The sequence below is a fragment of the Cognaticolwellia beringensis genome, from assembly GCF_002076895.1.
GTDB classification, from domain to species: Bacteria; Pseudomonadota; Gammaproteobacteria; order Enterobacterales; family Alteromonadaceae; genus Cognaticolwellia; species Cognaticolwellia beringensis.
The window spans coordinates 3,483,113-3,504,038 of the sequence record NZ_CP020465.1 but is presented as its reverse complement, the minus strand read 5'-3'; the positions used below and the strand labels follow the sequence as shown (position 1 = coordinate 3,504,038).

At 38.0% G+C, this 20,926-nt stretch carries 19 protein-coding genes; 6 read left to right on the top strand and 13 right to left on the bottom strand.

Features of this window, described 5'->3' with window-relative positions:
• Positions 1 to 105: 105 nt before the first annotated feature.
• Entirely contained in the window at positions 106 to 870 is a 765-nt protein-coding gene (locus tag B5D82_RS14780; RefSeq protein ID WP_081152588.1) for an outer membrane protein assembly factor BamD, read from the top strand.
• 100 nt (positions 871 to 970) lie between these two features.
• Here the strand turns inward: B5D82_RS14780 and glnB are convergent, their stop codons facing one another.
• Complete coding sequence (gene glnB / locus B5D82_RS14775; protein ID WP_077287161.1) at positions 971 to 1,309, bottom strand: nitrogen regulatory protein P-II; 339 nt, start codon at positions 1,307 to 1,309, stop codon at positions 971 to 973.
• 189 nt (positions 1,310 to 1,498) lie between these two features.
• Here glnB and nadE point away from each other — a divergent pair, with 189 nt between their 5' ends.
• The 3 genes from nadE to B5D82_RS14760 all read left to right on the top strand — a co-directional run bounded on the left by nadE (position 1,499) and on the right by B5D82_RS14760 (position 3,880).
• Positions 1,499 to 2,332 carry an ammonia-dependent NAD(+) synthetase gene (gene nadE, locus B5D82_RS14770; protein WP_081152586.1) on the top strand — a complete coding sequence of 278 codons (834 nt, stop codon included), beginning with the start codon at positions 1,499 to 1,501 and terminating at the stop codon, positions 2,330 to 2,332.
• 78 nt (positions 2,333 to 2,410) lie between these two features.
• Positions 2,411 to 2,974 (top strand): GspH/FimT family pseudopilin, encoded by a 564-nt coding sequence (locus B5D82_RS14765; RefSeq protein WP_081152585.1) that lies wholly within the window; start codon positions 2,411 to 2,413, stop codon positions 2,972 to 2,974.
• Positions 2,975 to 3,286: 312 nt separating this feature from the next.
• Positions 3,287 to 3,880: a GspH/FimT family pseudopilin gene (locus B5D82_RS14760; RefSeq protein WP_081152583.1), complete on the top strand. Its 594-nt coding sequence runs from the start codon at positions 3,287 to 3,289 to the stop codon at positions 3,878 to 3,880.
• A gap of 70 nt (positions 3,881 to 3,950) precedes the next feature.
• Here the strand turns inward: B5D82_RS14760 and B5D82_RS14755 are convergent, their stop codons facing one another.
• The 12 genes from B5D82_RS14755 to murJ form a co-directional block, all read right to left on the bottom strand.
• Positions 3,951 to 4,274 (bottom strand): TapY2 family type IVa secretion system protein, encoded by a 324-nt coding sequence (locus B5D82_RS14755; RefSeq protein WP_081152582.1) that lies wholly within the window; start codon positions 4,272 to 4,274, stop codon positions 3,951 to 3,953.
• A 1-nt stretch (position 4,275) separates the two neighbouring features.
• Entirely contained in the window at positions 4,276 to 4,683 is a 408-nt protein-coding gene (locus B5D82_RS14750) for a type IV pilin protein (RefSeq protein ID WP_081152580.1), read from the bottom strand.
• Positions 4,683 to 8,237, bottom strand: a complete 3,555-nt coding sequence (locus B5D82_RS14745) for a pilus assembly protein (RefSeq protein WP_081152579.1) — start codon at positions 8,235 to 8,237, stop codon at positions 4,683 to 4,685. Before B5D82_RS14745 ends, B5D82_RS14750 begins: the two co-directional genes overlap by 1 nt.
• A gap of 36 nt (positions 8,238 to 8,273) precedes the next feature.
• Positions 8,274 to 8,810 carry a pilus assembly PilX family protein gene (locus tag B5D82_RS14740; protein ID WP_081152577.1) on the bottom strand — a complete coding sequence of 179 codons (537 nt, stop codon included), beginning with the start codon at positions 8,808 to 8,810 and terminating at the stop codon, positions 8,274 to 8,276.
• Entirely contained in the window at positions 8,804 to 9,760 is a 957-nt protein-coding gene (locus B5D82_RS14735; protein ID WP_081152575.1) for a PilW family protein, read from the bottom strand. The genes B5D82_RS14740 and B5D82_RS14735 overlap by 7 nt, the downstream gene beginning before the upstream one ends.
• A gap of 1 nt (position 9,761) precedes the next feature.
• A complete protein-coding gene (gene pilV, locus B5D82_RS14730; RefSeq protein ID WP_081152574.1) occupies positions 9,762 to 10,325 on the bottom strand; it encodes a type IV pilus modification protein PilV in 564 nt (187 codons plus the stop codon).
• Positions 10,326 to 10,644: 319 nt separating this feature from the next.
• Positions 10,645 to 11,574 (bottom strand): 4-hydroxy-3-methylbut-2-enyl diphosphate reductase, encoded by a 930-nt coding sequence (ispH, locus tag B5D82_RS14725; protein WP_081152572.1) that lies wholly within the window; start codon positions 11,572 to 11,574, stop codon positions 10,645 to 10,647.
• Between the two features lie 48 nt (positions 11,575 to 11,622).
• Positions 11,623 to 12,054 (bottom strand): FKBP-type peptidyl-prolyl cis-trans isomerase, encoded by a 432-nt coding sequence (gene fkpB / locus B5D82_RS14720; protein WP_081152571.1) that lies wholly within the window; start codon positions 12,052 to 12,054, stop codon positions 11,623 to 11,625.
• Between the two features lie 11 nt (positions 12,055 to 12,065).
• The gene (gene lspA, locus B5D82_RS14715; protein ID WP_081152569.1) at positions 12,066 to 12,578 is read right to left on the bottom strand and encodes a signal peptidase II; all 513 of its coding nucleotides are present in this window, start codon (positions 12,576 to 12,578) and stop codon (positions 12,066 to 12,068) included.
• Between the two features lie 129 nt (positions 12,579 to 12,707).
• Complete coding sequence (gene ileS, locus B5D82_RS14710) at positions 12,708 to 15,545, bottom strand: isoleucine--tRNA ligase (protein WP_081152568.1); 2,838 nt, start codon at positions 15,543 to 15,545, stop codon at positions 12,708 to 12,710.
• Positions 15,546 to 15,654: 109 nt separating this feature from the next.
• On the bottom strand, positions 15,655 to 16,602 hold the full coding sequence (gene ribF, locus B5D82_RS14705; RefSeq protein WP_081152566.1) for a bifunctional riboflavin kinase/FAD synthetase: 948 nt from the start codon (positions 16,600 to 16,602) through the stop codon (positions 15,655 to 15,657).
• A gap of 132 nt (positions 16,603 to 16,734) precedes the next feature.
• Entirely contained in the window at positions 16,735 to 18,315 is a 1,581-nt protein-coding gene (gene murJ, locus B5D82_RS14700; protein WP_081152565.1) for a murein biosynthesis integral membrane protein MurJ, read from the bottom strand.
• Between the two features lie 480 nt (positions 18,316 to 18,795).
• On the opposite strand from murJ, the gene rpsT reads away from it, so the two are divergent.
• Both rpsT and B5D82_RS14690 read left to right on the top strand, forming a co-directional pair.
• Positions 18,796 to 19,056 carry a 30S ribosomal protein S20 gene (rpsT, locus tag B5D82_RS14695; protein ID WP_077287120.1) on the top strand — a complete coding sequence of 87 codons (261 nt, stop codon included), beginning with the start codon at positions 18,796 to 18,798 and terminating at the stop codon, positions 19,054 to 19,056.
• Between the two features lie 144 nt (positions 19,057 to 19,200).
• A complete protein-coding gene (locus B5D82_RS14690) occupies positions 19,201 to 20,859 on the top strand; it encodes a dipeptidyl-peptidase 3 family protein (protein ID WP_081152563.1) in 1,659 nt (552 codons plus the stop codon).
• Positions 20,860 to 20,926 lie beyond the last annotated feature (67 nt).

The window sequence follows — 20,926 nt, the reverse complement described above, 5'->3', positions numbered from 1 at the left end:
GAATGCCAGTGCTTATTTTACCTCTTTGCTAAAGCAATTACATTAAGTAATTATGGTGAGGAAGATATTTATTTTAACTAAAACAAAGTAGTGATATTGAAGTCTATGGAAAAAGTGACAATAAAAATAATGTGCCTGGCACTAGTCTTAGCATTAACAGGCTGTTCAGGAACAAACGAAAAAGATATTCAAAAGGTGCCTGACAAGTCAGCCCAAGCATTATTTGCTGATGCTAGAGCGTCACTTGATAATGGATTATATCAAAAGGCGATCCAAATATTATCGGCGATAGATTCTCGATTTCCTTATGGGCCAATTTCTCATCAAGTACAATTAGATTTAATTTATGCATATTACAAAAGTGGCAATGCAGCCCAAGGATTAGCGCTTACTGATAGATTTCTACGACTCAACCCTTCACATACAAACATAGACTATGTCTACTATATGCGAGCGTTGATCAATGTTGCGACTCAAGAAAATTTATTTCAGAACTTAGCAGGGATTGACCGTTCAGACCGTGATCCAACTGCGGCGCGTGACGCCTTTAAAGATTTAAAAATAGTATTAGAGAAGTATCCTAACAGTAAATACGCGGCCGACGCTCGACAACGTATGATTGCCATAAAGTCACGCCTAGCAAAATATGAATTATCTGTGGCGCGTTATTACTTGAAGCGTGAAGCTTATGTTTCTTCAGCTAACAGAGGAAAATATATTGTAGAATATTTTTCGCCTAGCCCAGAAACAGAAGAAGCATTAGAAATTATGATTGTCTGCTACGAAAAGTTAGGCTTAACGGATTTACAGATTAATGCTAAACAAGTATTAGCAGCAAATTACCCTAATAATCCGTTAGTGGCTCAATAAACGGTTTCAGCACTAGATTGAATATTTAATGTAAATACATTATTAAGACATATATTATAAATACCAGCATTCGCTGGTATTTTTTTTACTGATGTTGTATTTAAATCGCTTCTTCGTCTTCTTCGCCGGTACGAATACGTATTACACGCTCAACATCCGTTATAAAAATTTTGCCATCGCCAATTTTACCGGTTTGTGCTGTTTCTAGGATCGTGTTTACACAACGTTCAACATTTTCTTTTTTCACGACAATTTCCAATTTTACTTTCGGCAAAAAATCTACCATGTATTCAGCGCCACGATAAAGCTCTGTATGCCCTTTTTGGCGCCCAAAACCTTTCACTTCAGATACTGTCATACCCGTTACGCCAATTTCGCCAAGCGCTTCACGTACATCATCCATTTTAAATGGTTTAATTATCGCTTCTATTTTTTTCATCTTTCCAGCCTATAAGTTGATTTACGCTACAGCATTATGTTGATAATTATCATTATCTACATAATATCTAGTGATTGTACAGCTATAGTGCAAAAGTTCTAATCGAAGATATACTTTGCTACACTGCCCTATCTGCTGCTGTTAATCAGCTTGAATATAGAAAATAACCCATCACCAAAAGGAAATAGCATGAACGCCCAGGCAATAATCAAAGAGATGAAGGTATTACCTGAAATTGATGCTGCGTTTGAAATTAAGCGTCGAATAGATTTCATCAAAAATAAACTAATAGAATCAGGCCTAAAATCGCTTGTTTTAGGTATCAGTGGTGGTGTTGATTCTTCTACTTGTGGACGCTTAGCACAACTCGCTATTGATGAATTAAATAGCGAAAGTCCTCAATCTTATAAGTTTATTGCCGTAAGACTCCCTTTTGATATACAAGCAGATGAAGATGATGCACAACTTGCACTTGAATTTATAAAGCCTACACATAGTTTAATCACTAATATCGCCGACGGTACTGAGGGTATTCATAATGAAACCATCAGTGCTTTGCAAAATGCTGATCTGTTAACCGCATCTGTCGCGCAAATAGATTTCTCTAAAGGTAATGTTAAAGCACGCTCTCGTATGGTCATGCAATACCATATTGCCGGCATATTAGGTGGATTAGTCCTGGGCACGGATCACTCTGCAGAAAACATTACAGGTTTTTTTACTAAATGGGGTGACGGAGCCTGCGATCTAGCGCCTCTGTTTGGTTTATCAAAACGCCAAGTTAAGCAGCTCGCCAATGCGCTGGGTGCACCAGCTCAATTGGTTAATAAAGCACCAACGGCTGATTTAGAAGAATTAGCACCAAGTAAAAAAGATGAAGACGCGTTAGGCCTTAGTTACGATCAATTAGATGATTTTTTGGAAGGTAAAAACACAGATAAATTAGTTGAAGAAAAAATCATTGCTATCTATATGAAAACTCAACATAAGCGCTCTGCAATTCCAACAATATACGAAAATTAGCTAATTAAATTTGGAAAATACGATAATTTTGACTATACCTAGCTCTGAAAAGTTTATTCAACTAAAGGATTGGTTGTTATGTCAAAGTGTAATGGATTTACGATTATCGAAACAATGGTTGCGCTAGCAATTCTGCTTAGTTTAATTTCCATTGGTGTTCCAAGCCTCAATAATTTCATTGTTTATACGCGTGTAGACAATGAAATTTCAACGCTCCACCGCCTAATTTTAATTACTAGAAATAGTGCCTTAACCCATAATACTAGCGTCACACTCTGCCCATTGAGTAACCAAGGGAAATGTAAAAATTTATGGCACCAAGAATTAAGTGTGTTTACCGATATTAATAATAATAAAATATATGAGCCAGAGCTGAATGAGCAACTTGTTGCTAATAAGGCAGCAATAAAAGTTGGAGATAAACTTCAATATGGCAAAACACGTATCGGTTTAACTTATGCGTCAACTGGGCACTTATTGGGCTGGGGACAAAACGCTACTTTTAGTTACTGTCCAGAATACCATAATGATAAAAACCGCGGCATTGTGGTTAGAAACTCAGGTAGAGCCTACGTCAGTGCCGCGAATAAAACTAGCGGTAAGAATGTGAGGAGAACAGGAGCGAAAATAAAGTGCTTTTAGCTAGAATGTGATTAAGTTGCTTAATTTTAATGATTTAATGAGTATTAATTTACTCTATAGCTGAGTTTTGTTTATGAGTCATATAAAGCTTTGCCAGTCTAATAGCTTGCGACATTTATAACCTAACGATAAGTACGATTTGCAATTATCTAATAAGATATGATTCAGCTGCAGAAGTTTGACGTGCAAAGTAAACACTAGTTTCTTCATAAATTATATTTAATTAACGCTGACCTCCTTTACAAAATTTGCTAGCTGAGCTTCAGCAACAATGTTATAAATAGAACATCAATCTTAACTGTAGCTGTAGTTATGTCTAAGTTATATATTAAAAAAATTCAAAATAAAAAGCGAGTTAAAGGCTTTACCATCACAGAATTACTCATTGGGATTGCCATTGTTGGTATATTAACAGCAATAGCAGGGCCAAGTTTAGGTCAGTTTATAGTGCAATCAAGAGTCGATAATGAAATAAGTGAGCTCCACAGGTTAATTTTATCGGCAAGAAATAGTGCAATAAATAGTGGCAGAAATGTCACACTTTGCCCATTAAGTGGCACGAGTTGCAGTACAAATTGGCAAAACGAGCTTAGTGTATTTATTAACAGTGACAATACCTTAGCTAACAATAATACATTTGTCAGTGCAAACGAAGAGTTAATTAAAGTTAAAGGCAATATTAGCACCGGTGATACGTTGCAGTTCAGCCAAAACATTATTGTTTTTGCACCTACTGGTCGCTTAGTTGCTGGTGGTAATGGCAATTTCAGTTATTGCCCTCAAGACAATAATGACTTATCGCGAGGCGTTGAAATATCCTTATCAGGTCGAGTATACGCGACTTCTGACACAGATAATGACGGCAAAGATGAAAATAGAAATGGTACTGAGGTTTCTTGTAATTGATAAAATATGCCCAGTAAACTACTGGGCATAATCAACGTAAATTTACATTAGCTAAAAATGAACAGTATAATTACCGAGGCTGCTTATCAAATAACTCATTAGCTTTATTTGAGATAAACTTTGCATCTATCAAAACGCATTCAAACGCCCGAAGTACTTGCTGCTTTTCCCTAGAAAGATGTGTTGGTATTTTTCTATTTGGCAAGGTATCAACAAGCTTATTTATTTTATTTTCCTTAACTGATGCAAGGTAAATCATTTCTTCGCCATTAACCAATTCCACATGGCATTTAGCATCAACATTGTAATTTTTAGCCGCTTTAGTAGCTGCGATTGTGCTAAAGCTGGTGTTGATTAATACAACTAAACTAATAAAAAATATTTTATTTTTCATGTTACTTCTCCCAACAGGCATTTGCCGGCAATTTTTTTCCCGTTTCACTAACAGACAACGCCTGACAATTACTGTCATTTGTACTTTGCGTACCCAGGGCGGTTGCTGTTAATACGAAACCACCGTTCGCGAGTGCCGCATCGATACTGTAGTAAGTGTTTTCAGTAACAAATGGGTCACTACCCAGTCCTAACGCTGTCATATCAGCTGTATATGCTCTTGTATCGACATATAACTGCTCTTGCATATTTGCTATTCTTAATAACTCTCGTTGCGCCTCCGTACGGTTTGAGCGCGTAACAAAATCAGTATACGAAGGAAGCGCTATAGATGCTAAAATTGCAACTATAGCAACAGCTATTAACAGCTCTATCAGTGTAAAACCATTAATCACTTTGACTTTTGGCATTATTGCTCCTCTTTAATGTACAAATAAGTTCTCATCGTTTGTAGCGTAAAAGGGGTATTTACAACCTTTCTTCCAACAATAATATTACCAACTGTCTCCCCTTTAGCATCTGGTACGACAATTAACGTTGGCGCACCTAAAAATTGCTCGCTAATCACTATACTTCTTTTAGCATCATCAGGTGGACCTTCGCCTGTTCCTGTTCCTGTTCCATTATTTGTCTTCCAATTATATACGGCAGTACCTAAAGCAAGGTCAACTGCATATAGTAGTCCGGTGCCGTTAGGTTGTTCACAACGGACAATAGTTGGGTCTAAGTTAGGTGGAATAAATGTCGTGAAAAAAGCGACGCCATTAATGACAATGGCCTCTGCGGTACTCTTTTCTCCTGAGCCTTTAAGGTCCATAAACCAACCCGACTTATTACTCACTGCAATAGATAATTTATCACGCTCTTGAGTAGTAAGTGTTTTATCAAAAGGGTTATCTGTATAGTTATACAAATCACTTTTTAAGAGGGCTAATGGGGCCTTTGGTTCGACTGAACTATAAAAAGACTTAGTCTTAATATGTTCATCCTTAATCATAAAAAATGTGTCACTTGTATCGATACCTAATGGGTTAGATCTGTCTCCACTACCAATAAGCACAGCGTCATAAGGCTTCTCTTGATGACTGACAATAGTAGTTGTTTTACCATTTATATCGGTTACGTTTTCTTCAATAGTTTCACTGATAAAGGTCCGCACGATAGACGGCTCGTTAAAAAACCGTAAGTCTGTAGTATTTGTATTTCCACCTAACTCTGCCAATTTAAACACTGTCCATGGGGCTTCGGTGTCAACGGGATCAGCGCTTGGCATATCAACACGCCAAACGTTACCACCAGTATCGCCTGTGTAAAGCCTGTCAGTTAAACCATCACCGTCACTATCAAGTATACCAATACTAGATGGTATACTGTCAGTTCCACTAAAAGTTGTATTTGCATTTCCAGGTGCTAAACTCCATTTCAGAGCACCAGTACCAGCATCTACCATATAAATAGCACGCCCTTTTGAATCCGGAGTTCCAGGAGCTTTTGTATCTTTAGCTGCATCGTAACCACCACCGAAGAATAATACGGGTGCAGCTACAGCACTTGCACCAGAGCCGATAACATTTACCTTCGAATAACCGAGTTTGGGTTGAGACCAAGATTGCCCTAATTCACCAAAACCTGTTGACGAAGCATCGATATGCCAAAGTTTACTAGGAGCACTTGGATCACTTATATCTAATGCATAATATGAACTACCACCGCGACGTAAGCCAAAAAATATCCACACTTTATCCGTACCATTGATGATGCCATCACCATTTTTATCTTGCGTATATGAAGTAATATTACCGTCTACACCATAAATTTTTTCAGCTGTTGAGTAATTCTGTCTTAGTGGCTTAATATTCTTAAAAAACTCTTTCGGCATAAAAGCCCAGTTTTCATCGACAGAATCGCCTTTATCTTCAAACATATGAAGCACGCCGGCGTTAGTACCGATAACAATACGAATGCTATCCCCATAATTAACAACTAACGGTTTAGAATGAAGCGGATCAGCAAAAACATCTGGGCGTATAGCAGGCTTAGTACCGTCTGGTAATTTAACATCATCTACATTTTTACCTTTTGCCCAATTTAAATATGTATCGACGTCATCCTCATGAACTTTCATTTCTGTTGCTAGTGCAGTGCTACCACCAAACGATGTTTCTGCTTGTGTTTTAGTTAATAAAGCCATTGTGCCACTAGCGCCTATATCACTGTATATAACTCTATTAGTTTTTTTACGTAACATATCAGCAACACCGCCTTCTGGTACTTGATCTCCATCTTTGGCGTTATTTGGCGACCAAAAGCTCGTTACATCTGGAGAAAAGTGTCCGCTATTAGCATCAAGGGCTAACTTGCTATGTTTGCCAACTTGATTTCCACTAACCACCTTATATTTCTTAAGATTACCTTGCCAACGTGGTCCATTTTCAGGTTGAAACATTGCATAATAAACAGAGTTCAAGGTTTCAGTTCTATCAAAGTTATTAGCTGCAACGGATGCTGAAGTTAAGCTATCATTACTTGGCTCTAAACTTTCTAGTGCATTCAATAACGCGGAGGTTAGTTGCGCGCTATCTGCAGCAGGATAATAATCTCCTCCACCTAATTTAGCCGTTCTTTTTAATAATGGCGCAGCATCAAGCGCACCTTCACTAAAGCCGATAGTGTATGTCGACACTGTTTGTCTGCCGGGTAAACTCGTATTAAGATCATTTTCATTCATCCATTCAGCTAGCCCAGCTAAATAATTACCGGCAAACTTACTACCACTAAAATTAACAGTTTTCCCCTCGTCAACTGTTGTTAATGCTTCTATTTTACTATCTGCCCCATTATCAAAAGTTGGTGCTCCATCCGTGATTAATATAACAAAAGCTTTACTACTACAATTAGAGAATGGGCTAATATATTTGCCTGAGGATTCGATTGAGAGATCTCTCGGAGGTACATTTTTTTGATATGCGAGTGTTCCGTTATTGAAATAAAGATCAACATCATCATCGCCAAAGTCTACATTTTTACCGGCAAAGTATTGTTGCGCCTCATAAAGTGACTCGCAAAGAGGCGTCCATGTTCTTGAAGATACTTTGTTATTCACTATATCTAAAAATTCAGCTTCACTGGCATTGGTCATTTGTTGGATACCAAAAGCAACCCGCCCACCGTTCGGGTGATCTGCAGCATCACCGTAATTGTAGTTAAACACTTGTAAACCAAAGTCGATAGAAGGGGCCGCTTTAACCACGTTGGCGATACTTTTTTTCGCTATTTCCATACGAGTTGTTAATGTTTGAGCAATAGTCTCGCCATGATGCCAGCGTAAATAATTATCTGTATAAAGTGTTACGTATTGACCAGACCAGTCAACGTTCGACGTCAAAAGAAGAGGGCTATGATAAATAGGGATTTGTTTAGTCCCGAGGTAATTAACTGGGTAGCCGTCAGGCAAGCTAGCTATGTTTTTAGGTTCAGACTTTAAAACATCATCTTCACAATCAATAACTTCAACATTTGCTCCATTATTATCGGGAATTTCATTCCAACTACCTGAAGTGCCTTTAAAGCTATATTCGCGTATATGTCCTGAATAGAAGCCAGTTTCTGCTAAAATTTTTCTCGCTGTTTCACAACTATTGATAGAATCTAAAAAGCGACGTGACTCATTATTTTTATCAGGTACAGGTAAACCTGAGCCACCATCAGCACCACCTTTTGTAAAGTAAATAAAGCGTTCACTTAATGAATTATCATTGCCAACAGCCGGATAAGTTACTGTAGGATCATAGTCCTCATTTACAGAAAGCGTGGTACCCATACTGCCTGAGTTATCAAAAATAATAAGTACTTGGGTTTTATTGCCAGCAAGCTTTACGTCATTGCTTACGTATAACTCAATATCTTCACTAAAAGATACGTTTGATATTATTAATAGTAGGCTTATGGCCAGAAATCTTTTCATTTTTTAACTCCAATATTTAGCTGGAACACCTAAAAATCATCGTAAAAGTTGCTGTGCAACCCCTGTATTTACTTCAACTTCATTGGTGCTTTTTCGTCCATACTTTCGGACCACTTGAACGCGTAGCACATTACAAGTGAATACTTGGGCTGATGAAGCAGATCGGGAGTGGGGGCAATCTGGCTCTAGCTCAAGTTCATTATTGGCAATATTAATATTTGCCGTAGTATCGACATCGGTATTAGTAATATTTAAACTATCAGTAACATTTCTAAAATTTTCGTCTTTAAATCTCACTAAAGCTGAGGCAAATCTATTATTTCCTGGCGCTGCATTAACTTGTCGGAAAATTACCTCATCACTCGCACTTATAGCTTCTTGTGTAGCTATAACTTTTTCTTCACTAGCACCTGACATTTTCATATCTGAGGTTGAGTTTTGCATCAAAGCGGCAGCAACAGCAGTTAAGGCAATTAAAAACACTAGAGCAACAATCAGCACTACACCTTTCTGTCGACTTAAGGAAATAGTATTCTTCAGAAAATAGTTGCGATAAACCTTTCTGGTTACCATGAGTCAACTCCAGCATTATAAATTGTAACCGTAGAGTTGAATAATAATCGACGGTAGTTGTCATTAAATGTAACAGGCAAATTACCCAAATTATAGGTATTTGTATTAGTATATTTGTTATCTGGCAAAATGCTACGTGCTAACACATAAATACGAACAGCTAAAATTCTAGTATTACTACCATTATCCCATTGAGTTAACGTCATATTATTTGCTGGAATAAAGGAGTTCACAACCCCATAACCGGCACTACCCGGCGCGTCAGTGTCTATTCCATACATAAAACGGATCATTTCAATACCGTCAATTATAGGATCAAAAGTCATATTCGTTGTTAGTCGTCCTTGCATCAAAACAGGTACTGTATTATTACCTTGTGCTTCTTCTCTAACATAGTAAATATGATGTTGATATTCCCAAATCTGACTATTAGCAACCGTTGGTATAACTGTACCCGTAAATATTTCAGCTTCACTTAAGTTTGAAATTATATAGTAGTTATTACTAGTGCTCGCCGTTAAAGGATCAGAAACCGCCCGTTTTAATTGAATAATATCAGAGGTTATTTTTGCATTATCAATACACCCCATAATAGAACTATTAGTGACTGTTTGCCCCCAAAGCGTTCTAAAGTGCCCAATAGCGTTCGGGAAAGTGCCATTATTTAAGCCTGCTCCAATGCATTCATTTCCAGGTGCTCCTGGTACTGCATTCAACATTGATCGGTCTAATGTGCCAGTGTAATCACCCCAAAAATTTTGCCTTAATAAATCGTCACTAAGTACACTTAAGGCAAAACGTCCATTTTCTTGTAACTCACCGTAAGTAGCTGTTTCTTGGGTTGTAGTTTTCATACCTACAAAAACACTCAGGATGCCAGCAAAGAGTGCTAAGCCAATCGCTAAGGAAATAAATATTTCTATTAAAGTATAGCCGCGTTGATTTTTCATATTAATTTATAAATGCCTTAACAATTACTTGTCGCCTTTTGGTACTAGCAGTACCGCAACTGTCTTTATTTCCATCGGCTATATCTGTGCGCCCTTCCCAACTTACCACTACAGTTACCGCATTCAATGCCTGACTTATACAGCCCCTGACCCCCGTTAAACCAGCTCTATTGTTGCCGTTATTCACAACATCAGCGCCCATTAGAGAAACTTCCCATTCATATAGATCATTAGTGATCATTTCTGCCGGAGTACAAAGACCTGCAAGTGTATTACACCGTTTACCTGGTAATGAATTCAGTGTTACACCATAATCTGTAGCAGCATAAGAAGCTAATGCTGTCGAATTGTTACTGCGCATACGCTCGATAATATCTTGCGCTAAGGCCGAAGCAACAGAGCGTTGCATAGCGTCGAAACTGCCTTTTTTCGCCGAAGCTTGCATTGCTACAGCACCTAATATGCCAGTAACTAGAATAAACACAGCGACTAACACTTCTATGAAGGTCATGCCTTTATTTCGATACGGGTTATTTCGAGTTGATCGGATAAATGAATTATTCAATATTTAATCTCCCTTTAAATAAGAATAAGTTAAAAATAGGTGATGTAACTATAGCTGAAAAATCGAACAGAGTTAAAAATAATGTTTTAGGCAAGAAAATAGGTAAGCAGAGATCTGGGAAATCACTACTGAACAAATTTATATATGTGTTAAAAATCACATTGGTGAACTGCATTAACCCATACCTTAAAATATTATGACGAGTAATCTTCCTTATTTTCAGCCTTTACTACTCGAAATGTTAATTTGTAGCTATAAATGATTACAAAATATTTGGGTAACCAATACAGGCAATAACTACAAATAGTATCAATTAAGACTAGCGTAATTCTATCGGCACCGCAAACACTGTATTTTCTTCTCGACCAGGATATTCGATAACTTCTTGACCACCAAAGGTTTTAAGTGCTTCGATCACTTGCTGAACTAATATTGCAGGTGCTGATGCTCCAGCAGTTACGCCAACTTTATTGACGTTATTTAACCAAGAAACATCTATATCATCAGCGGTATCAATTAAATAGGATGTGGTACCAATTTTTTCTGCTAACTCCCTTAAACGATTAGAGTTAGAGCTGTTTTTAGCACCAACAACCAGCAATAATTGTACTTGTTCTGCAATAGCACGCACAGCGTCTTGACGATTTTGTGTTGCATAACAAATATCATCTTTTCGCGGTCCTTGAATTAAAGGAAATTTTTTTCTTAAAGCATCAATAACATCACTGGTATCATCTACCGATAACGTAGTTTGACTACAATAATACAGTTTTTCTGAGTTTTTTATTTCAAGTGTTTCCACATCTTCTGTAGATTCAACTAAATATATGCCACCTTGGGTACTTTCATATTGCCCCATAGTACCTTCGACTTCGGGATGACCCGCATGTCCGATTAGAATGCATTCGATATCTTTTCGGCTAGTTCGTGAAACTTCCATATGCACTTTGGTAACCAACGGACAAGTGGCATCAAACACTTTTAAGCCACGATTCTTCGCTTCATTGCGAACGGCTTTCGACACACCATGAGCACTGAATATCACCGTACTGTCATCAGGTACTTCATTAAGTTCATCAACAAATACGGCACCACGGTCTTTTAATCCGTTAACTACAAACTTGTTGTGTACCACTTCATGGCGAACATAAATAGGTGCTTCGAATAAATCAAGTGCTCTATCGACGATACTGATAGCCCGGTCAACGCCGGCACAAAAACCTCGAGGGTTAGCTAAAATAATTTCCATAGTATTCTCATTATTGCTTAATTTACTAAACGGGTTAACTTAAATATTCTAGATAACTTCAACAACGTCAATTACAAACGTGACTTCCTGACCAGCTAAAGGATGATTAAAGTCGATGGTTACTGAACTACCCGAAACATCTTTAATCATACCAGGCAACTCACCACCTGGTTGAGTAAAAGTTATTATGTTGCCTACTACAGCCGGTGCCTCATCACTGAATTTGCTAATATCCATATAGTGAATATTTTCTGGTAATGGTTCACCGAAGGCATCGACAGCAGCTAAAACAAACTCTTTACTTTCTCCGGCTGACATACCGAGAAGTTGGGCTTCAAATGCTGGAGAAATGCTGGTATCTCCCATGATGATTTTCGCTGGTTTTTTATTAACTTTGGTACTATCTGCAGCAGAGCCATCAGCCAGTTTCATGGTGATATGGGCGATAATTTCTGAAGAAGCTGTTACTAAATTTGTCATGAAATATCTCTTTAAGAATTAATGTCTTGTGTTTGTTTACTCGACTCATCATTTTTAAATGAATCAAAAATCATTAATGCGGCCCCAATGAATATCATTGAGTCAGCAATGTTAAAGGCAGGAAAATGATAACCAAAGCCATAAAAGTCTAAAAAGTCGATAACATAGCCAAACAGCAGACGATCAATCAGGTTGCCTACTGCACCACTTAGCATTAAAGCGAATGCCACTGATAACAACACTTGTTGCTTAGGTGTTTTTGCTAGCCAAACAATGAAAACAATACTAGCAATAGCGGCAATCACCGTAAAAAACCAACGTTGCCAGCCACCTTGGTCAGCAAGAAAGCTAAAGGCTGCACCCAAGTTATGGACATAAGTTAAGTTGAAAAAAGGCAGAATATCGATGGATTGATATAAGTCCATATTACTGACGATTAACTGCTTAGTTACTTGATCCGCCACTAAAAAAATAACGGTTAACCACCACCAACGTAAACCTGTTTGGGTAAATAAATTTTTCATAGCACAAAAACTTCACTTTTATTATTCGCGTTCAAGACGCAATACTTTAAGGTTTTAATAACTAGAAAACGTGCAGACTCTTTTAAAGCGCTGCACGTTTTAGTTTAATCACATGAATAATTGTTGAACTTAAGCGAATTGACGCACTTCACCATCACCATCTACGTTGCTAATACAACGACCACAAAGCTCTGGGTGCTTTTCGTTTTGTCCAATGTCTTCAGTGACATGCCAACAACGATCACACTTAGCACCTTCAGCTGGGGCAACGGTTAGCCATAAACCGCTAACCTCAGTGGTTAACGCTTCTGCTGGCGCACTTTCAACAACGTTAACAACCGCTTTAGAAGTGATTAAGACAAAGCGTAGTTCTTCACCTAATTGCTGTAATTTTTCTGCAAGTTCAGCTGTCGTATATAATGTAACGGCTGCTTCAAGTGCTTTACCTACCTGCTTTTCTTTACGAGCATTTTCTAACGCTTTATTTACTTCGGTTCGCACTAATAAAAGCTCGTTCCAATAATCATTATTTAAAGCACTGGTAGTAGAAGTTTTTGGCAAACCATCAAACCAAACACCTGTGAAAACGAACTCTTCACGAGTATCACCTGATGCTGTAGGAAGTGCTTGCCAAATTTCTTGTGCTGTAAAAGACAAAATTGGTGCCATCCAACGCGTCATCGCTTCAGCAATTAAATACATCGCCGTTTGACATGAACGTCGAGCAACACTGTCTTCTTTCGCTGTGTATTGACGGTCTTTAATAATATCTAAATAAAAGCCACCCAGTTCTGTCGTACAGAAGTTCATTAACTTGTGCACAACCACGTGAAATTCATATTCATCATAAGCCGCAATAATATCAGCTTGTAATTGCGCCGCTTTATCTACCGCCCAACGATCAAGCGCCACCATATCATCAAAGGCAATTGAATCTGTTTTTGGATCAAAGCCGTTTAAGTTTGATAATAAAAAGCGTGAAGTATTTCGAATACGACGATACGCATCAGCTTGGCGTTTAAATATTTCATCGCCTGCAGTAATTTCTTGCGTGTAATTTACCGATGCGGTCCATAAACGTAAAATATCAGCGCCTAGGGTATTAGTAATTTCTTTTGGCGTAATAACATTGCCTAAAGATTTAGACATTTTATGGCCTTTAGCATCAACCACAAAGCCATGCGTTAGCACTTGTTTATAAGGTGCTTTACCATTCATCGCTACAGAAGAGATCATTGAAGACATAAACCAACCGCGATGCTGATCCGAACCTTCTAAATACAAGTCAGCAATACCGTCAAATTCTTCACGAGCATTCACAACGGAATAATGCGTAGTACCAGAGTCAAACCAAACGTCGAGCGTGTCAGGGACTTTTACGTATTCTTGTGCATCATTGCCAATCAGCTCTGATGCCTCTAGATCAAACCATGCTTGAATGCCTTTTTCTTCAACACGTTTTGCCACGGTTTCAATTAACTCGATACTGCGAGGATGCAAGGCGCCGGTATCTTTATGAATGAACAATGCCATTGGCACGCCCCACGTACGCTGACGTGAAATACACCAATCAGGACGACCTTCAACCATAGATTCGATTCGACGTTGACCCCAATCAGGGATCCACTGAGTTTTTTCAATCTCGCTTAATGAGTCTTTACGTAAACCTTTATTATCCATACTGATAAACCATTGCGGTGTAGCACGGAAAATCAATGGAGTTTTATGGCGCCAGCAATGTGGGTAAGAATGCTCTAGTGCATGATGATGCACTAATGTGCCATGTTCTTTTAAGGTTTCAACTACATTAGCATTGGCTTTAAAAACATGCTGACCAGCAAACAATGGCGTATCGTCTAAATAAACACCATTAGCACCGACAGGATTTGCTACTTCTAAGTTATATAATTTACCAACAACAAAATCTTCAACACCATGCCCCGGCGCAGTATGAACACAACCCGTACCAGAGTCGGTAGTTACATGCTCACCTAAAATAACTGGAACGGTGAAATCGTAAAAAGGGTGCTTTAATTGTACAAGCTCTAAATCGCTACCTTTACAAAAACCTAATGCGTGGTATTTACTGATACCAAAACGATCCATACAAGAAGTCACTAAATCAGAGGCTAGGATAAAGCGTTCTTTCCCTTGCTCAGTTTCAGCCTGTACTAAGCTATATTCTACTTCCGCATTAACTGAAACTGCACGGTTAGCAGGTAATGTCCAAGGTGTGGTAGTCCAGATCACAACGGAAACTGAACCTTCACCGGCATGATCTTCCGGGTGATTAAACTTATCAGCAATACTTTGGTCTACGGCGATAAATTTTACATCAATCGCCGGAGATTGCTTATCTTGATACTCTACTTCTGCTTCAGCTAAAGAAGAGCCACAATCTGTACACCAATGCACAGGTTTGAAACCTTGGTGTAAATGCCCATTTTCAGCAATTTTACCCAATGAACGAATAATGTTAGCTTCAGTATCGAAATCCATCGTGCGGTAAGGATTATCCCAGTCAGCAAAAACACCTAAACGTTTGAAATCTTCACGTTGAGCATTAACTTGCTTAGCAGCATATTCACGACACTTTTCACGAAAAACACTCGCAGAAACTTTATGACCGGGTTTACCGACCTTTTTCTCAACCATTAATTCAATCGGTAAACCATGGCAATCCCAACCCGGCACGTATGGCGCATTGAAATCTGATAAAGTTTTTGATTTAACAATAATGTCTTTCAAAATTTTATTAACAGAGTGACCTAAATGAATATCACCATTTGCATACGGAGGACCGTCATGCAGAATGAATGATTTCTTGCCTTTTTTAGCGGCACGAATTTGACCGTATAAGTCTTTCTCAGCCCATTCTTTTAGCATATTAGGTTCACGATTTGCCATGTTCCCTTTCATCGCGAAAGACGTTGCGGGCAAATTTAGGGTTTGCTTGTAATCACTCATTAAAATAAATATCCGTTGTCATAGTCTCACTAAAGCGTTGCTCAGTGTGATGTTATATTTTGTTCTTAATTTATCGCTAGTTTAACGTTAATTAATAGCTACGATGTCGTTAAGTTATCGCTAAATGCTGCACAAAAGTGCGGGCTTGTTCTGTATCAATACCAATTTGTTCAATAAGTGCAGATAGCGAGCTGAACTTCTGTTCGCTACGTAGTTTTTTCAACATAACTACTTCAATGACTGCACCATACAAATTGTCATCAAAATTAAATATATGTACTTCTAATTGTTGCCTAATACCGGCAACTGTTGGTCTTGAGCCTATATTGGCCACACCGTAGTGCTGACCAAATTGGCTGTTAACCTGCACCACGTATACCCCTGAGACAGGTGAAACACGGCGTTTCAATCTTACATTAGCGGTCGGAAAACCCATTTCACGACCACGCTTGTCACCGTGAAAAACTTTTCCAATGATAGAGTATGGACGCCCTAACATAGCTTTCGCGGCGTCTAAATCATCGTTTTCTAATAGTTGTCTAATCGCCGTACTACTCACTCGACAACCGGCTAATTTATGGCTGGCGGTATCGGAGACGGAAAAATTAAACTTTTTCCCTGCGGCTTTAAGCATGGAAAAATTACCTTGGCGATTTTTACCAAAATGAAAATCATCACCAACAATCAAGTGTTTTATCGATAAACGTTTAACTAATAATTCTTCAATAAACGTCTCGGCGGTTAGACTAGCAAACTTCCTATTAAAATTGATACAAATTAATCTATCTATACCTAAATTTTTTAATAAGGCATATTTGTCACGTAATCGACACAATCTTGCCGGTGCTGTTTCAGGCGAAAATAACTCTTGTGGTTGGGGTTCAAACACCAATACAGCGGCTTCACAGTTCAGCATTTTTGCTTTTTCAACTAACGCAGTAATAACCTGCTGATGGCCTAAATGAACACCGTCAAAATTCCCGATAGTTAACACGCAACCTTGACGATTGTTATCAACGTTAATGCGCATGTTATGAATGCCACGTGTTAATTGCATGAAATTAAAAACCTTACTGCTAGTCATGTTTTGTACTAGCTAAATCATTAAAGAATAAAAACCGATGAATTATATATTAGTCAGCAATAAGAATCAGCCCTTAGCGATAGATATTTTAAGATTAATCTAACCTTAATTAAGCCTATTTTGTGTAACTTTAATATCTGAAAGTCGAATACCTAATAAAAGTAAGCAAATTAAATAACTTGATATACCACCAAAAATGCAAATAATAAGTTGCTGAACTTGTTCTACAAAGCTATAAGCAAGCCAGACATCAAACTCAGGAGATACCTGGTAAACAATTAACGCCATTACCCCTGCAGAGAATACAAGGCGTGCAATAAACCACCAAGTTTTACCTGAAAGCTGAAAGACATTAGCGGATTTCAAACCATGATAAAGCATCATCGCATTTAGCGTTGCTGATAAAGTTGTCGCTATGGCTAACCCAACATAACCAAAAAACGGTGCAAGCATCAAATTAAACACCATATTGGCAACCATTGCCTTAATGGCAATTTTTACCGGTGTTTTAGTGTCTTGACGTGCGTAAAACCCCGGCGCTAATACTTTAATAAACATAAAGCTTAGCAAACCAGAGAGATAAGCAAACAATGCATATGACACTTGTAAAACTTCAAATTCAGTAAACTCACCTCGCATAAACAACACCATTATAATTGGCTGCGCTAACACCATTAAACCAGCTAAAGCCGGCCAACCAAATAGCGAAACAATTCTCAGTCCCCAATCTATCGTGTCACTAAATTCTTGGGTGTCTTTCTTGGTATGTAATTTAGCTAAACTCGGTAATATTACTGTTGCAATACCAATACCAAATAAGCCCAGTGGAAATTCCAATAAACGGTCAGCGTAATATAACCAGCTGATAGAACCGGTGATCAGCATACTGGCGATAATAGTATCGAGTAGTAAATTTATTTGTGTTACTGATACACCAAAGAGCGCAGGAATAATAAGTTTGCGAATTTTTGTTACGCCAGGAGAATGCCATGACCATGTAGGCTTAACTAAAGCCCCCGCGCGATATAAAAATGGCAATTGAAAAGCAAATTGGATAAAACCACCTAAAAATACCCCCCAAGCAAGTGCAAAAGCCGGATTATCCATCACCGGCGCTAGGTAAATAGCGCAAGCAATAATCCCTACATTTAACAGTACAGGAGTGAATGCTGAAACCGCAAAGCGACCATAAGTATTTAATATTGCGCCTGATAGTGCGGTAAAGCTAACGAACCACAAATAGGGAAAGGTAATTTTTAATAAAGTACTAGCAAGGTCAAACTTTGCACTAGCGGGTCCATCATTTAGCCAATCTAAAAACCAACCAAAGCCAAACAAAGCCACAATCAATGGCGACGCGATCATGCCAAATAAGGTAACTAAAGTAATAATTACACCTAACGTGCCTGATACTTGCGCAATTAATTTTCTTGTTTCATTGGTGGTATGTTCTTCATCAAGCGTGTGATATTCACTTAATACCGGAACAAAAGCTTGGGCAAATGCGCCTTCAGCAAAAAGACGGCGTAAAAAATTAGGAATTTTATTCGCAAAAAAGAAAACATCAGCTGACGCCCCTGCTCCCATTATATTGGCAATGACAACATCTCGTACTAAGCCAAGGACACGAGAAATTAATGTCATAGCACTAACAATAAGTCCCGACTTAATTAATTTTTTACTCAAACAGACAGCCTCAATAATATTATTATTTTAAATTTTTTCTTTGAAATATTTTTGACAAACGAATGTCAATTTCATTAGTTTATTTAATTTTTTCTCAATGAAAAAACGTGATTTTTCGTTCAATAGTTCATATTTCCCTATTATGAGGCTTTTATAAATTGATAGACAATACTTTAATACCTTAACAATCTAGTTTTGTTAAAAATATGATACCCCACTATCTAAGGCCTAAATGTGCTGTTTTTGAAAAAAAAACAATATAAATAGCAAATATATCAAAAATTATTCAAATCAAAGTACAACAACACTTCCAACTTTTGACTAAAAACTTTAGAATGCGCCATTGGTTTTATTTATACAAACGGGTAATAATCCGAACGGTCAAATTAAAGCAGTAAATTATTTGACAAACCAGTTAAAAACAGGCATATTTCGTCGCCTTAAATTTAGGCAATATTTATTCAATTTTAGGAGTTCACCTTGGCTAACTCAAAGTCTGCTAAGAAGCGCGCATTACAATCTGAAAAGCGCCGTCAACACAATGCAAGCCGTCGCTCAATGATGCGTACTTTACTTAAAAAAGTAATTTCTGCTATCGAAGCCGGTGACAAAGAAAAAGCATCTACAGAATTTGCTGCTGCTGCACCGATTTTAGATCGTTATGCAAGCAAAGGTCTTATTCACAAAAATAAAGCAGCTCGTAGCAAGAGCCGTTTAAACGCTGCTATCAAAGCGCTTTAATTTTTGTACAGAATTAAAAAACCGGCTTCTGCCGGTTTTTTTATGCCTGAAAAACCTTAAGATGAATAATTTTTTATTCTTTGAGCTTGCGCTTATCACTAATTTTGTTAGTCTCTAGCCGGTATTTATAAAGAGAAACCTTACATGAAACTTTCAAAAATCGCTTCTATGCTCATCATCGCTGGCACAATAACAGCTTGCGGTGGCAACAACATCGAAGTAACACCGTCGGCAAGTGTTAACTTATTACCCGAATATCAAGACCGCTTAGATATATACAAAACTGTTACCTTAACAGCTGACTTATCGCATCTATCAGCTAACCAGAAAAAAATGTTGTCTTTACTGATCGAAGCTTCAGACATTATTGATGATTTATTCTGGCAACAAGCTTTTGGCCAAGATAAAACCAGTTTCTTAGCTTCAATCAGTGATGAAAAAGTGAGAGAGTTTGCTCGTATTAATTATGGTCCTTGGGATCGATTAAATGGCGACAAAGCTTTTCTAACTAATACAGCAACTAAAAATCATGGCGCTCAGTTCTATCCTAGCGATATGAGCAAAGCTGAATTTGAAAAAGCAACTTTTGATGACAAAAATGGTTTGTACTCATTGGTACTGAGAAACAAAAATGGTGGTTTAAGCACTATTGCCTTTTCAGAAGCCTATAGTGATGAAATTAATCGCATTGCGGTAATTTTAGAAAAAGCCGCCACCTTTGCTGATGACAAAGAATTCGCCAATTATCTTAATATGCGCGCTAAAGCAATACGTAATGATGACTTCCAAGCATCTGACTTTGCTTGGATGGACATGAAAAACAATCCCATTGATATTGTTATCGGTCCAATTGAAACCTATGAAGATCAACTTTTTGGTTATCGTGCTGCGTTTGAATCTTACGTACTGATCAAAGATATGTCATGGAGTGAAAAGCTTGCTAAATACGCCGCATTTTTACCTGAATTACAACGTGGTTTGCCGGTGAGTAAAAAATATAAAGCGGAAGTTCCAGGCTCAGATGCTGACTTAAACGCTTATGACGTTATTTATTATGCCGGTCATGCAAATGCTGGCGGTAAAACCATTGCGATTAACTTACCAAACGATGAACAAGTACAACTAGAAAAAGGGACACGTCGCTTACAGTTAAAAAATGCCATGCGAGCAAAGTTTGATGCCATTATGAGCCCAATTGCTGAAACATTGATTGTGCCAGAGCAACGTAAAAACGTTACTTTTACGGCATTCTTCGCTAATACTATGTTTCATGAAGTGGCGCACGGTTTAGGTATTAAAAACACCATTAATGACAAAGGCAGTGTACGTCAATCATTAAAAGAACATGCTTCAGCGCTTGAAGAAGGCAAAGCAGATATTCTCGGCCTTTACATGATACGTCAATTGCTTGCCAAAAACGTTATCACTGAAGGGACCTTAGAGGATTATTACACAACGTTCTTAACCGGTATATTCCGCTCGGTGCGCTTTGGTGCAAGTTCAGCTCATGGTAAAGCCAATATGGTTCGATTTAACTACTTTGCTGAACATGAAGCATTCTCACGCAATGAACAAGGCTTATATAGCGTTAATGTTGAGAAAATGACCGCCGCTATTGATTCTTTATCTGAACTTATTTTAACGCTACAAGGAAACGGCGATTACGATGGTGTTGATAAGTTAGTCGCAAAAAGTGGGGTCATTAACAGTAGTTTGGCAGCAGATTTAGCCAGTTTAGAAACGGCAAAGATTCCTGTCGACATCACTTTTAAACAAGGTAAAAAAGTACTTGGCTTAAATTAACTCGCCGTAACTAGAACTTGTTACTTTTCGAATTGTATTTACAAAGGCTGAACATATGTTCAGCTTT